Annotated in this window: 13 protein-coding genes; 5 read left to right on the top strand and 8 right to left on the bottom strand. The window is 43.3% G+C overall.

The window, feature by feature from the left end; all coding sequences use genetic code 11:
• Window positions 1-86 precede the first annotated feature (86 nt).
• The 4 genes from B1L02_RS04155 to B1L02_RS04145 all read right to left on the bottom strand — a co-directional run bounded on the left by B1L02_RS04155 (window position 87) and on the right by B1L02_RS04145 (window position 4,087).
• Entirely contained in the window at window positions 87-1,955 is a 1,869-nt protein-coding gene (locus tag B1L02_RS04155; protein ID WP_088530031.1) for a DUF885 domain-containing protein, read from the bottom strand.
• Window positions 1,956-2,224: 269 nt separating this feature from the next.
• Window positions 2,225-2,911 carry a transposase gene (locus tag B1L02_RS04150; RefSeq protein WP_088530030.1) on the bottom strand — a complete coding sequence of 229 codons (687 nt, stop codon included), beginning with the start codon at window positions 2,909-2,911 and terminating at the stop codon, window positions 2,225-2,227.
• Window positions 2,912-3,317: 406 nt separating this feature from the next.
• Complete coding sequence (locus B1L02_RS23665; protein WP_157757220.1) at window positions 3,318-3,491, bottom strand: hypothetical protein; 174 nt, start codon at window positions 3,489-3,491, stop codon at window positions 3,318-3,320.
• A gap of 131 nt (window positions 3,492-3,622) precedes the next feature.
• The gene (locus tag B1L02_RS04145) at window positions 3,623-4,087 is read right to left on the bottom strand and encodes a CreA family protein (RefSeq protein WP_088530029.1); all 465 of its coding nucleotides are present in this window, start codon (window positions 4,085-4,087) and stop codon (window positions 3,623-3,625) included.
• 339 nt (window positions 4,088-4,426) lie between these two features.
• On the opposite strand from B1L02_RS04145, the gene B1L02_RS04140 reads away from it, so the two are divergent.
• The 3 genes from B1L02_RS04140 to B1L02_RS04130 all read left to right on the top strand — a co-directional run bounded on the left by B1L02_RS04140 (window position 4,427) and on the right by B1L02_RS04130 (window position 9,536).
• Window positions 4,427-6,874: a TonB-dependent receptor gene (locus tag B1L02_RS04140; RefSeq protein WP_088530028.1), complete on the top strand. Its 2,448-nt coding sequence runs from the start codon at window positions 4,427-4,429 to the stop codon at window positions 6,872-6,874.
• 54 nt (window positions 6,875-6,928) lie between these two features.
• Window positions 6,929-8,413: a tetratricopeptide repeat-containing sulfotransferase family protein gene (locus tag B1L02_RS04135; RefSeq protein ID WP_088530027.1), complete on the top strand. Its 1,485-nt coding sequence runs from the start codon at window positions 6,929-6,931 to the stop codon at window positions 8,411-8,413.
• Window positions 8,414-8,477: 64 nt separating this feature from the next.
• Window positions 8,478-9,536, top strand: coding sequence for a hypothetical protein (locus tag B1L02_RS04130; protein WP_088530026.1), 1,059 nt, complete (start codon window positions 8,478-8,480; stop codon window positions 9,534-9,536).
• Here the strand turns inward: B1L02_RS04130 and B1L02_RS04125 are convergent.
• Window positions 9,533-10,114, bottom strand: coding sequence for a YqaA family protein (locus tag B1L02_RS04125; RefSeq protein ID WP_088530025.1), 582 nt, complete (start codon window positions 10,112-10,114; stop codon window positions 9,533-9,535). The two genes, B1L02_RS04130 and B1L02_RS04125, sit on opposite strands and share 4 nt — an antisense overlap.
• A 155-nt stretch (window positions 10,115-10,269) precedes the next feature.
• On the opposite strand from B1L02_RS04125, the gene B1L02_RS04120 reads away from it, so the two are divergent.
• On the top strand, window positions 10,270-10,854 hold the full coding sequence (locus B1L02_RS04120; RefSeq protein ID WP_088530024.1) for an ACP phosphodiesterase: 585 nt from the start codon (window positions 10,270-10,272) through the stop codon (window positions 10,852-10,854).
• A 70-nt stretch (window positions 10,855-10,924) separates the two neighbouring features.
• On the opposite strand, the gene B1L02_RS04115 is transcribed toward B1L02_RS04120, so the two are convergent.
• Both B1L02_RS04115 and B1L02_RS04110 read right to left on the bottom strand, forming a co-directional pair.
• Window positions 10,925-12,370, bottom strand: coding sequence for a serine hydrolase domain-containing protein (locus B1L02_RS04115; RefSeq protein ID WP_088530023.1), 1,446 nt, complete (start codon window positions 12,368-12,370; stop codon window positions 10,925-10,927).
• A gap of 104 nt (window positions 12,371-12,474) precedes the next feature.
• Entirely contained in the window at window positions 12,475-12,858 is a 384-nt protein-coding gene (locus B1L02_RS04110) for a rhodanese-like domain-containing protein (protein ID WP_088530022.1), read from the bottom strand.
• Window positions 12,859-13,048: 190 nt separating this feature from the next.
• On the opposite strand from B1L02_RS04110, the gene B1L02_RS04105 reads away from it, so the two are divergent.
• Complete coding sequence (locus B1L02_RS04105) at window positions 13,049-13,930, top strand: LysR family transcriptional regulator (RefSeq protein WP_088530021.1); 882 nt, start codon at window positions 13,049-13,051, stop codon at window positions 13,928-13,930.
• Here B1L02_RS04105 and B1L02_RS04100 read toward each other — a convergent pair.
• Window positions 13,908-14,294, bottom strand: coding sequence for an MmcQ/YjbR family DNA-binding protein (locus B1L02_RS04100; protein WP_088530020.1), 387 nt, complete (start codon window positions 14,292-14,294; stop codon window positions 13,908-13,910). The genes B1L02_RS04105 and B1L02_RS04100 overlap by 23 nt on opposite strands.
• Between the last annotated feature and the right edge of the window lie 52 nt (window positions 14,295-14,346).

Genomic DNA, 14,346 nt, shown 5'->3' with positions numbered 1-14,346 from the left:
TGTGTACGAGTGCTATAAATAGGGGTTTGTAGATAGCTTCAGCTTGAAGTCAGGATCGCTCACTGACCTCAAGCCGAAACGTGTATTTACGACTTCAGAGAATTAATCCAAGTCTTGATATCTTCTTCAACAAGCGCCATTGGCCTTGCGCCTTTTAGCAACACCACGTCGTGGAATGCTTTAATATCAAACTTATCACCTAGCTGCTGCTTAGCATGCTCTCTAAGTTCAACCAATTTGAGCATACCTAACTTATAGCCAAGTGCCTGTCCTGGCCAAGCGATATAACGGTCGATAGCAGATACCACATCACTCATCGCCGTACCTGTTGCATCAGCAAAATACGTGATCGCTTGATCGCGTGTCCACTTTTTATAGTGCAGGCCTGTATCAACTACCAGTCGAGCCGCACGATATGCTTCAGCTTGCAGACGACCTAAGTCTCCAAATGGGTCGTCCTTATACATCCCCATTTCGTAAGCCAGTAACTCAGAGTACAGCGCCCAGCCCTCAACATAACCATTAAATGAGGCATTTTGACGCATCAAACCGATTTCTGTTTGCAACATATTAAGCGCAATTTGGAAGTGGTGACCAGGGACCGCCTCATGATACGTCAAGGTTTTCATCCCAAAGCTTGGTACTGCTTTCATGTCTTTTAGGTTGATTGAAAATACCCCAGGACGACTGCCGTCAAGCGATGGGCCATTATAGTAACCACCCGGCGCACCTGCTTCCACTGCTTTTGGTATACGCTTAACTTCAACAGGTTGCGGTGGAATAGTAGAAAAATAATCTGGCGCTTTTTGTAAAATAGTCTCTATTTCACCACGCAAGAATGATAATAACGCTTCACGACCCTCATCAGAATCCGCATATAAAAATCTCGACTCTTCATTAAGCTGCTTCATCCGGTCACCAACGGTGCCTTGTGAATAGCCATTTTGCTTGAGGATTTCGTCCATACGCTTTGAAATACGCTCCACCTCAGCAAGACCAATTTGGTGGATCTCTTCCGCACTCATATCAGAATCCGCCAAATAAGTGATCTCATGCTGGTAGAATGCTTCACCATTTGGTTGGGCCCAAATACCGACATTTTCAGGCGCTTTACTCTCTAGAGCGTGCATAATCGCAGAGACATTTTTAAATTCAGGATAAAGCTTTTGCTCAACAATTTGTGTTGCCTGCGCAACATAGTCAGCAGCGGCTTTATCCGTAATACCATCAAGATTCGCAAGTTTATCTTCAAACGATGTAACCAAAGGGTGTTCTGCACCACTTGGCGCCGTGAAGTTATCTAAATAACCTAACGTGTTTGGAAATAAAACTTTTGGTAAAATTACACCTTTATTGGCATCCGCTTTTACCTTGCTTGCAACTTGCTTCGTCACTTCAACAAAGGCGTTAAGGCGCGCAACATAGTCTTTTGCATCTTGCTCGCTCTCTATTCCATGTTGGTCTTTTAGCACATTCGGAATATCAAGCAATGGGCCTGACAATTGATTGACAATGTATGGCAGGTGTCCGCCCCAAGTATCAATATAACCTGCTGAGAATCCTTTATCGCCAGCATAATAACGTGCAATTACTTCATTGACTTTAAGGTGTAATAGGTCATCAGGGTTCGCCACTCTCGATTGTAATTGTTTTAATTTATCAGCGGCTGCGTTCATATCCACCTGTAACGCCTGCATACCAACAACCGAGTAATCCGGCAGTCTATTTGCATAGTGACCATATTCACTGCTTGATAATTTGAGCGAAGTGGCAAGCGCGGGTTCGTGGTTAATAAACTGCTTGGTGTATTGTTCTACGGCTTTGTCGATTTCTGCACGAGAGAGAGTTGATTCAGTGGTTTTAGCAACAGATGCAGTCTCTGTTGCAGGCTTGTCTTGAGCACATCCGCTCAAACCTAGCACAACAGAGAGTGCTATCAAGCTTATTTTGTTCATTATTACGCCGCTCCATTAGGGTTGTTGTCAAAGCTAAAAATACCAGTGCAGATCAGACTGGCGATGGAATAGTCATACCAATTTGAGGAAGCAAATGGGTATAAGCACTTTATTCAGAAATGAGACTGTAATAAAGTGCTCACGCTATTCTCATAGATGCAACTACAAGTAACATATTTGCGCTTTTGTTACAGCTATAAAAGATAGAATCCTGCAAAATAAGTTACTTTCTTTGCAACTGAACTAACCAATAATCTGAAATAGAGTGCTTAATCTTCAAGCAACAGAGGTTCCGGTATTTCGTTATGGCCAAATGCACAATCAGCAATAACTTGCTGCACGCGACCAGATGACTTGTCAAACACAAAGCAAGCGTGCGAACTTTGCTCTAACTGTAAGCTGATGGTGATACTCAAACTTTTAGGTAAAGCTTGGGCTATCACGTCTCTTGACGCTTCTGTAAAAAGCACAGATTCATGGGTATATTGATAAAACTGCCCAAACTGCAAATCACAATGATCGCCTTGCTGTAAGTCCTTCCTATATTCATATTGGTAGAGCTTGCTGCCACAACCGGGACCAAAATAACAGGTCGTCAATGCGGTAAAATTGTAGTCCCGCACTTGCGGAATAAAACAACGCTGAGTTCCTCGCTTTGGCGTTGGATGCCAAATCTGCGCACATACTTTAAAAAATGGTCGTTTATTTTCATAAAGAACATATAGATCATCATTGTCCAACATCCCTCGGGCATGATGTTGGTAGTTACTGCTGCCCGCAACTTGTGTCGCGAGAAATTGCTTGTTTTGCGATAGCCGATACAACATTTCAGCAAGCAGTCTTAAGGTACTGTTATCCAAGCAATCAGGGCCAGTATATAAGCTAGAAACACAATTAACAAAATCACTAAAGCTAATTGCCTCATGACTATAAAAGTTATCGAATTGGCGTGCCATATTTCTTCCTTGTTTGTGAGCGTTTTAGTCAAGTGAGTGTAGAGATCACTAGCTAAAATTCGTGTTTTTTAAAACAGAAACTTGCAAATATCCGATTGCAAACTGCGCTGTTTTCTTAGTCCCTAATTAAAGCTAATGCAGACTGAGGAGAACGCAACAAATTAATTACAATTTTGGCGACAGCCAAGTTAAGACTATTAATGAGATGAGTCAGGAATGGCGGTTTAGAGTTAATACGTTATACAGAGCGTGGGAAGAGCATGAGTATATGTCATAAAAACGTCATGCAAATTTATACACTGAACAACATGAGATACAGGGACTGAGCCGAATGCTATATCTATATTGTATTTTCGTCGTTTCGAATCGAACTAATCAGCAAAACAAGATAAATCACGGCCCAAACTTACTTAGATTTCGACTCAGGAGTTACCTCGTCTTGGCTAAACATCTCAGCCTGTGTTACTTGAGAAGAGATGCTATGAGCATCGGTTGTTAACGTTAGAATAACAAACAATACTGTCATCAGTGCAAATGCAATATTGACCGTTTTCCCTAAAAAGCGTGTTTTTAACATCACGATTTCTCCTATAACTTATCACTACTAAGCTTAGTCGAAATCGTGCGCAAAAAGGTTTAATTCAAACAAAAAATAATTTATAACACGCAATTATAAAAATGTATGAGTTTACGCGCTAGCCAATAATCGAGTTAATTGGCTTTACCACTTTGGTAAGCCTGAGTCCCCCATAATGGCACTGTTGATAGGCTATGCTTAAAGCTACCAGAGGTTTCTTTTGTGGTGTAAGCTAAGTACATCAAGGTTTGGTTTTTTGCATCAAAGATCCTTCTCACTTTCATTGATTTAAAAAACACACTTTTTGATTTTTTAAATACCACTTCACCAGAATCACTTTTATCTATATTCGCTAGCATTGCAGGTGTTATTTCACTCGTTTGACGGCAAGAAATAGAGCTATCGCTAGGGTCCGAAAAGCTCAAGTTATCTTCAACACTCGCCACATGGCAGGTCACACCCGTTACAACGGGATCAACCATCGAGTCTAATTTTATATCTTTGAGCGTAAATAGACCGAGAGATACATCACCAACCTCACTGTCAGAGCAACCAAGTAACGTACAAGATGCCAACAATGCAAATATCAGCTTTTTCATTGTTTTTCCTTTAGATTATCGACGTATAAAAGAAGTATACAGAGCTAATACTCTAAGCTATTTGAAAATTTTCGCAATTCGCAGTCTTTAAAAAATAAATAACCATTCAAAAAATCAAAATAATTATTCACAAAATACGAATAAGCATGTTAGCATGCGCCGCAGTTTCAGGGTGGTTAAAATTACCTAAAGCATGTACAAACATGGCGATTCAATTTACCACCGGTTGTATGAAATTCTCTCTAAACTCGGGACAGAAATGCACCACCTGCATAGTTACCCACTTATAAAGATTGAAATTTCGTCACGTTTAATTCTTAATTTGAGGTTCCACCATCCATGAGTAAGCTCCATCCAAGCTTAGTCGCACTAGCTGTTAGTTCGAGCTTTTTTGTTGTTAGTCAATCAAAAGCAGAAGAAAGTAAAATTCAAGAAAAGTCAATTGAACGAATTCAAGTAACAGCCACTCGACGCACAGGTACAGTTCAAGAAGCACCATTAAACATTACTGCCGTCGACAGCGATGTCATGAGCGACCAAAATATTGGCGATCTTGAAGATGTAGCGAGATGGGTTCCGGGTCTGACAATCACAGAGCAAGGTGGCCGCGAGGGCTCACCTATTATTGTTCGAGGCTTGAATACTAATTCGTCGGAACGTGCTTCTGACTCAGGAACCGTGGCAACTTACCTCGGCGAAATCCCAATCAATGTCGATTTGCGACTAACCGATATCGAACGTGTAGAAGTCTTGATTGGACCGCAGGGTACGCTATACGGTGCAGGCACGCTAGGTGGTGCGATTAGAACTATGCTTAAAGCGCCAGTGCTTGACGTTATTGAGGGTAAACTCAGTGGTGACTTATTCAGTATCAATGAAAGTGACAGTTACGGTCATGAAGTGGGTGCTGTCTTCAATATGCCTGTAGTGATGGATGAATTAGCCATTCGTGCGAGCGTTAACCGCTATCACAACCCCGGCTTTATGGATTACAGTTATGTGGTTAAGCAAGCTGGCGTTTCAAACCCAGATCCTGATTGGTCCAATGCTGAGGATGTAAAAGCAAACATCAACGCAGTTGCGGATGCAAATGATGAGACCATTACGACCACACGGGTTTCTCTACGTTGGTTGGTGAGTGAGAATATCGATACCACGCTGAACTATTTTCACCAGAAGCAAGAAAATGGCGCTAACTCAATTTCACAATATCAAAGCCTTGCAGCACAGCACCCGCTTGCCGATACGATCAAACCATACGAGTCAGCCTACCGCGTGCTTGAACCTAACGAACAAGAAGACGACCTGCTTAGCCTTGAAATCAACGCCGATTTAGCGTTTGCTGATTTAATTTCGGCATCCGGTTGGTCAAGTAAAGAACAACAAGGCCAACGAGATCAAACCGATCTACTCTATGATATTTGGCCGGGTTATGCCGATTTTCCTAGTTTCACCGCGTTGACCAAAGACACCACAGATCAAGACACTTTTACCCAAGAGATCCGTTTAGTCTCTAAAGGGGATGACGCGCTAAATTGGATTGCTGGGGTATACTACAGTAAACAAGAAATTAGCTCGGACGATAGAGAGTACACGCCAGGACTCACGGAGTTTTGGGGCGATGAAATCGACAATGTTGAGCAAGACCTTGAGTATATTGCACTTACCAATGCCACCAGCAAAGAGTCAGCATTGTTTGGCGAAATTGGCTATGCATTTTCAGATGATTTTAATATCACAGTGGGCGCTCGTTTCTATCGCTATGATGTTAAAACTGAGTCAGCGGCAGAAACCCCGCTCTATTCTGGTGGCCTGCCAAGCCTCGAACAAATTTCATTTGAACAAGTCAGTGCCAAAGACAATGGTAGTTTGTTTAAGTTTAATGCCAATTACACTTGGCAAGATGGACTGCTGACGTACTTCACGGTCAGTGAAGGATTTAGGTTAGGCGGTGGCAACGGTTTGGAGTCGTGCCCAGAAACACTACCTGAGCAACAGATCATCTGTGCACTGCCGCATGAGCTTAGCTATAAACCAGATACCACCACTAACTATGAGCTGGGATTAAAATCTACATGGCTGAATAACAAGCTGCATTTTAATGCCGCATTATTCAGTGTTGATTGGGAAGATGCACAGATCTCATCTGTGACGGTAAACGGCCAAGAGATCATTACCTCTAATGCAGGATCTGCGAACTCTAGTGGGATTGAGTTGTCAACCCGCGCTATATTGAACGACCAGTGGACGGTGTACGCCACCTATTCTTATGCAAAAGCACAGTTGACTGATGATGCACCTGCCCTGTTTGCGGTATTCAAAGAAGGTGACTATCGCGCTGAAGAAATCGCGCTTTATCAGCCGTACTATGACGGTACAGATGGCGACCGCTTACCTGGCGCCCCAAAACAGCAGTTCTCATTCGGCTTAAGCTACGAGCAAGAGGTGTTCGACGATAAAATGCTTAACGTTAATTACGGAATAACAGCGCAAAGTGACGTATACACTAAAGTCGGACTCAAAGCTGACGGAGAGGTATTACCAGGATTTGCCTTGTCTAACCTCAGTGCAAAGCTTTCAAGCGAGCAATGGGCCGTCACTTTTTATGTCGACAACCTGTTTGACAAATTTGCTTTCACCTCGGTAAGGCGCGACAAATCTTGGGCTGGTGAAGCTAAATTCGCGGCGTTAAACAAAGCCTTGCCAGAGCAACAGCGTGTGTACGGACACTATGTCACAACACCTCGTACCGTTGGGGTCAAGCTTAACTACCAGTTTGAGTTATAATCAGCAAAAAACTAAAATAGAGAGTGAAGTTACCTTCACTCTCTTTACGTTGCGATGACATCATACAATCAGATCCAAAGCTATATTCAACAGCGTCAATTTCAAGCGGCACATCAGGCATTAGTCGCTCGCATCAATACCAATGCCAACGATCACCACGCGTACGCCTTATTGGCCGAATTGAATATTACACTCGGTAATCTCAGTAAAGCGCTAAAAATTTACGACAAGTGCCTAAGTTTATTTCCATGCGCTCTTTACTCCCTAAGTGCAGCCAAACTTGCGCTTTTTACCCAAGCACCATTAGCGGCAAAGCGCTATATTCTGCATTTGCTGGGCAACACACAATTGTCGGGGTCAGAGCACGATACCCTCGCAAATATCTTACTGAGATTAAACCAATATACTGACGCTGGTTGGCATTTTAACCATGCCTATACATGCTCACCACACAGTCCTGAAATCGCGCTCAACTATGCAATGCATTTAAAGATGTCTGGTGAATTAGCACAAGCGCGGACGCTGCTTGCCTCTTTAGTGCAAACAAACCCAAGTAATGCAAAGTGCCAGTTAGCCTACTCAGAGCTTACTCCTGTAGAATTAGCACCGACTCGCATCACTCAGTTAGCAACTGAGATAACAGCGCAAACTGCGCCTCTTGCATTACAACGGCTTTACCATGCGCAGGCGCTCGAATACGAAAAGCAGGAAAATTATCCCAAGGCATGGCAAAGCTTTGTGGCCAGTAAACAAGCGATAAGTACTGAGATTTCCTATTCATCTAAACAAATGACTGGCTATTTTCAAGCACTTGGCAAACTTCTAGACAAGCCTATTGATTTTGCTCCAGAGCAAACGCTTGCACCTGTATTTATCATTGGGCTACCACGCTCAGGCACCAGTTTAATGGAGCAGATCTTAGCGCAATTGTCGCTACAACCGCTGGGAGAGACCAGTATATTGCCCCAAGCACTTAGATTTTCCCGTGACTACGACAGTAATATTCAACATATCAGCCGAGCCTATGAAGAGGCTGCCGCAATTGAGCAATACCGCCTCTTCACAGCGCAGTGTTTTGCTGGTGCTCAACGTTTTGTAGACAAACAACCATTTCATTTTTTCTTTATCGATTTGCTTGCAAAGGCGTTTCCACGCGCGAAATTTGTCGTGATGAAACGAGACAGAACAGATACTTGTATCGCAAACTTCCGTCAATTATATCAAACGAATAGCCCCTTTCATGGCTACTCATACCGGATGCAAGATATTCAAGCTATGTATGATAATACTTATGCGTTTTTGCAAGATGCCGCACAAAAACATCCGACTCAAATTAAATTTGTGAATTATGAATCGCTGGTAGAAATGCCTCAGGCTGTGATGAAGGAAGTCTGTCAATTTCTCGAGTTGGATTGGCAAGACAATGCACTTCACTTTTATAAGCAGGGTTATTACTCAGCGACAGCCAGCAAAATGCAGATCAGACAACCATTGAACAATGCAAGTGTGGGCAAATATCGAAATGTATACCCAATATAGGAATATTGCGACATTACAGTGATGATGCTAACGTTAAGCAAAAGGAATACAAAACAATAACGATATGAAGCAATTACTCCCTATTATATTTCTAACTACGTTAGCGGCCTGTACGCCATCAGAAATCACCAAAACTGAGCAAGCATTCACCCTCGCTCAGCAGCAACGAAATTTAGATGCCCAACTTAACGCGCTCAGTTCACTCAATGAGTATGATAATGATAAGTGGCAAGCGTTATACCTAGAAACATTGAATGCCTCCACTTTGCTATCTGATGCACAGCATGCCTATGACAACGGCAATATTGTTGCTGCCCAAATAAAAGCTGGACAATCCAAAGGTATTAATAACTCATTGCAAGCGGATACATTACTGCGTGCGTTATCTGTAGATTATCCGCTGACTGAATTGATTGATGAATTAGTCCAATTGCAAACGACAACAAGTAAAAATGAATTATCGTTCGCCCCTTTTTTTAACCATCCTCCTAGCAAGTGGAATACTATCGAAGTCAATCAAAAGTTGCTTGCCATAAATACTAAAATAAAAACAATTAACAAGCAGATGGAAATACTGCGCAATAGCCAAAGACAAACTCAGAGTTACCAAACCGTACTAACTGAGGCTAAACGACAAAGAGATTTACTAGCTAAACAGGAATCTATTTTTTTAAGCTACTTGCAACAACAGTTCAGTGTTTTACATCAGCCGCAATTTGCAAAAATTTATCAAACAGTCGCCGAGCAACTCAATAACTTTGAAGAACGCGTGGTAGCCTCGATGATCCGCCAAGATCAAAATAAATTAATTGAGACAATGCAGCATCAAAGCGAGCTGCTGTACAACATTGATCTCATGTTAAAGCAGACAGGCTCTGCAAGACATGCTGAGTTTGAGCCTTTTTACCTTGCTTATATTCAACTGCTGAATAAGTCCAAAGATTACAGAGAGTATGCTCGGCAAGGCAAAGCAGCCCTCGCATTATTTGAGCTCGCAAGCGCCCCCAACAATTTTTATCAACAGTATCAGATACTAGTGTCAGAGCCACTAACACTGAGCGATGATTTACTCGCTTTTGCACGCTCACAAAATGAATCAAAGTTTTTGTATAAAAAATACTAGCGACTAGCTATCCACCATGCGAGTATCACAATTGCCGTTGTGAGAATAACGGCTTTTATTTTATGTTTTTTAATTAGCTTTTCAGCCTGATCACCAGCAAAGTAAACGACCGCCGCCAAGCCAAAATAGCGTAGTGAACGGGCAATACAAGTTGCAATTAGAAATTGTAATAGTGAGAATTTTGTAGCGCCTGCTGCTAACATGGCAACCTGAAAAGGTACTGGCGCAATACCTAAGGTCAACACAAACCAAAATCCCTGACTTTGCATCTGCGCTTTCACTTGCTCAAACTGAGACGGACTCGACAGCAGCTCAATAACGGAATCCCCCACTGCATCAAATAAATAGTAACCCAACGCATAACCAAATAAGGCACCAATCACACATCCAACCGTCGCCATTAACGCAATTAGCCATAGCTTTTCTCGCCTTGCTTGCATAAGCGGCACCATCACGGCTTCAAGCGGAATAGGCACTATGGTTGACTCTAAAAAAGAGGCAACCGTGATCCCTTTGAGCATATTTTTTGATTCCACTAATCGCTTGGTCTTCTGCTTCAATTCAGCCGTTAACGCCATCACACTTCCCCTAATGTTCTCAGTAATGGAGACAAGCATAGCCTAAGCTAAGTTTCTCCTTCCTGAATTAAGCAGTGCTTTATATATGCGGGTATTTGTATGTGCGGACAAATGCGGTACCCTGTTTTAGAGTGAATGGTTGGAGGGATGTTTCTGTGAATTATTTGGCGCATTTGTACTTTGCCAAACCGACTGCCGCATCGCACTTTGGCAACTTGCTCGGTGACTTTCAAAAAGGCGTGAATATACAAGCACTACCTAAACCTGTGCAACTTGGTCTACAAACACATAGACAAGTCGATAAATTTACCGATAGCCACTCGATTACAAAATCCGCTAAACAACTTTTTCCGCCCACGCGTCGCCGTTTTGCAGGCATTGCACTGGATGTGTTATATGACCACTTTTTGATTAAACACTGGCAGCAATATCACGGCACCTCGCTTGACGACTTTAAACGTCAGAGCTTTTCCTTGCTTCACGATAACTTGCACATCATGCCTGCACACATGCAACGAGTCGTTAGCGCAATGACACACAATGATTGGTTTGCCAGCTACGAATCCGTAGCAGGTGTAGGTCATGCGCTCGATAACATCGCTAAACGTATTCGTTTTCAAAACCAATTTGGAGGCAGTGAAGTGGATATAAAAAAGCACTACCACCGACTTGAATCTGGATTTCACACCTTTTTTCCGCAGTTAGTTGAGCACATACGGCAGCAATCCATAGAGTCCTAAAAGATAAAGTAAACTGTCGTCGTGACACCCAATACCAGCGACAGGCTACTCGTTGAAGTGAAGCTTCCGACTAAATCCGCTCAAAACGATATAGGCCACGCCAAATCACCGCGCTGATCTCACCTTTGTCATTCGTTTCAATGGTGACATCCGCGCCCCCTTCAAGCTCAATCAGAGTGTCTTCCTCTGTGGCAACAAACGCCATCAGATTATCGCGGGCCATATCTAAGACGTTAAATCGCGTCCCCTCTCGGGTGATTTTCATTTTAAACTGATGATCTTTATCATAAGCATACAGACCTTCCAATTGCTTTGCGCGTGCTTCAGATAATGTAATCGCAGTTATCTTTTTACTGCGTAGAAAATCCCAGCCGTAATATTCGCTGATGGCAATGCGAAGCTCACCGAACACAGTACTTGCTGAGTCGCCATTCGACATCAACACCATACCCTCTCCCTTTTCTACATATGCTTCAAAACGGTTGCTAAAGCCTTTATTTTTACCACCGTGGGTGAAGATAAGCCCTTGTTCACGCTCTTCAATCTCTGGTCCCAAGCCCCATACGTCATGATGAACTTCAAGCATTTGCTTCGCCAGCTTAGGCGTGATGGGCCCCACGGTATTGCCAGCATACGCTTGTTGTACAGCCATAATATATTTAGCGAGATCCACCGGAGTGGTCCAAAGGCCAGCCGCGGCTTGTTCTGGATAAACATGCCAGTCCCCCTCGACTTGCTCGCCTTTATCGTCAAACGCAGCACTGGCTTTTGACCATAACGTTTTCGGTAGCGGTTGCGCATAGGTGCTGTTGTGCATCCCTAGCGGAGTTAAAATTGCCTGCTGGACATACTCTTCAAACGGCATTTTTGTCACATCTGCTACGAGCAATTCCATTACGGTGTAGCCACCGCCAGAATAGCGCCAAGCTTTACCTGGCAAAGTGTCAACCGTCACTATGTCGGTATTGCCTTTACCCATTAAGACTTCAACATCCGTTGGAATTTTACTACCACGCACGTAGCCCGGAAAACCATGTTGAGTGAGCCCCGAGGTGTGAGTCATTAACTGCCTCAAAGTAACAGGATTGGCTTTGGTAAATTCGTTCGTTGGTACTTTCCAAGAGGTGAGATATTGATTAACGTCAGCATCTAAATCAACTTTACCATCTTGCGCTAACTTTAATACCGCAAGCGCTGCAACGGGCTTACTAATTGACCCTGCCTGAAACAGCGTTTCAGTGGTCACTTTACGATGTTGCTTTTTATCTGCAATGCCAAAACCCTCAGCCCACACCACTTTACCATCTTTGATCACGGCAAGGCTTAAGCCCGGCAAATGCGTTTCTTGAAGACGCGTCTGCAAATCTACAGGTTTATATTTTTGGCCTTCCAATTGCACTCTAGGTAAAAGATTTTGTGCAACTTGTTGAACTTGATTTTGAGCCGAGTCAGTGGCGAAGGATGTCTGACTTAGCAAAGACGAGCAAAATATGGCGCAGTACAATAGTTTCGACATGATATTTCCCTTGTTATTATCGTTATTTACTCACTTTACACACTGATAAATGTGCCGTGAATGAATAACAGTATAATCATGAGATGAAGAAAAATGCACCTACATCAACTTTGTGCCTGAGATACTCGGCGATTAACGGGGTAACGCTCGAAATCCTCCCAGTAATGAATACCACCTATCATCTCTTTTACTTGATAGCCCATTTTTGCGAGCTTACAGGCGGCCTTTGTTGCGCCATTACACCCAGGACCCCAACAATAAACCACGATTGGCGTAACCTTGTCATACTTAGCCATCGTCAGCTCGCTTATGTCTGCGCTTGGCATATTGACTGCGCCCTGAACATGACTTTTGGCAAAGGCTTCATTCGACCTGACATCAAATAGCACAAAATCCTGCAGTCCCGTTAACATCGCCTGATAAACATCAGCACAATCCGTTTCGCAAGCCAGCTTCATTGCAAAATACTGTGATACATCTACTTTCATCTTCTAACTCCTATTTAAATACTCTGGGTCCTAAATAATCTGAGCTGCGGATAACTATTTAACCTCACCCGAGGTCAACCACGTTACGCATTCGATCGGCGTTAATGAATTCATATATTTTGAAGGCGATGTTCATCATTTCAGAATAGGCAATCGAAGCAAGCTCATTTAAACTGGTGCTATCCAGTACGTGATTGAGTTTAGTGCAATGGAGTTTTACCATTTAAGGTCGTTTGTTGCGGTTGCAGAAGCCCAAAATCTAACAGCAGCAGCGAAACGACTGTACACCACACCACCGGCTATCAGCGCCCATATCAAAGCGCTTGAAGAAGAACTCAATACCCAGTTGTTTCACCGTTCCAGTAAAGGGATGCAGCTCACAGAACAAGGTAAGATCTTGCTAGACAAAGCTAAGTTAACGCTTGCAAGTGCAAATGATTTAATGCACACCGCAGCGCAAGCCAAAACAGTGCTCACTGGCGAGTTCAGACTTGGCTTGAACCACCCTATTGGCACCTCGAGCGAGCTTGACACACTGATAAAAACCCTCAACCAGCACTTTCCAAGTCTTTCTTTTTCGCTGGAATTACTCTCAAGTGGTGTCATCGTCGACAAACTCAGTGATGGCCTCCTTGATGGTGGAGTTATTTATGGCGAAGTACCTGCACATTTTAGCGCTGTACCGCTCACAGAAGTTGCGGTTACCACCGCTTATCCTGCATCTTGGCCCATGCCATCACATAAAGCCGAATTGGCACAGATGACGTGGATACGTATGGGAAAAGGCTGTCCTTTTGATAAGCAACTTGATCAACAGCTAAGTGAAGTAAACGCGGTAAATATTAATGCTGCGGATGAGCGCTCCCGCTTGGCTTTAGTTAAGGCAGGGCTCGGCGTGAGTTTTATTGAAGCCAACGCCATTACAGAACAAGAATTAGAGGTTGCCTTGTCTAGTTTGCTAGACTTTTCGCTCCCCGTACATTTTGTCGTGGCAAATCAAGCGCTCACAGAGCCTAAAGTGAACGCCGTGTACCAAGTCGTTTGTGCATCTATTGATGCTGCGCAAGGATAATCCCCTGCTGCTTTTTCGGCATTTTTTCGACTACAAGGCGAAATGAGTTATCCATCATCCGCTCAAGTTCTCCAGTTGGAATGGAGCCATCGAGCACCACCGTGTTCCAGAGCTTTTTATTCATGTGGTAACCCGGTAACACCGCACTAAAAATATCTCGCAGCGCTTGCGCTTCGTCAGGATCGCATTTGAGATTTACGCGCCAATGGGGATGCTCGTCTTCTTCTTTACCCATTTTACCAAGCGCCAACGTCGCAAACATTTTGTCCTTCACTTTATATACATCAACGCCTTCACCAAAAGGCTGACTTACACTGGTATAGGGTTTTGCAAGCAAGTAGTCGTGTACTTGTTTATGATCCATCTTATTCTTCTGCCCTTAGATTAATCCTGCCGCTTAGCAGTAAACCATAATA

Source organism: Pseudoalteromonas piscicida (assembly GCF_002208135.1).
GTDB lineage: Bacteria > Pseudomonadota > Gammaproteobacteria > Enterobacterales > Alteromonadaceae > Pseudoalteromonas > Pseudoalteromonas piscicida_A.
The sequence above is the reverse complement of the archived record's forward strand: the minus strand, read 5'-3'. Positions and strand labels throughout refer to the sequence as shown.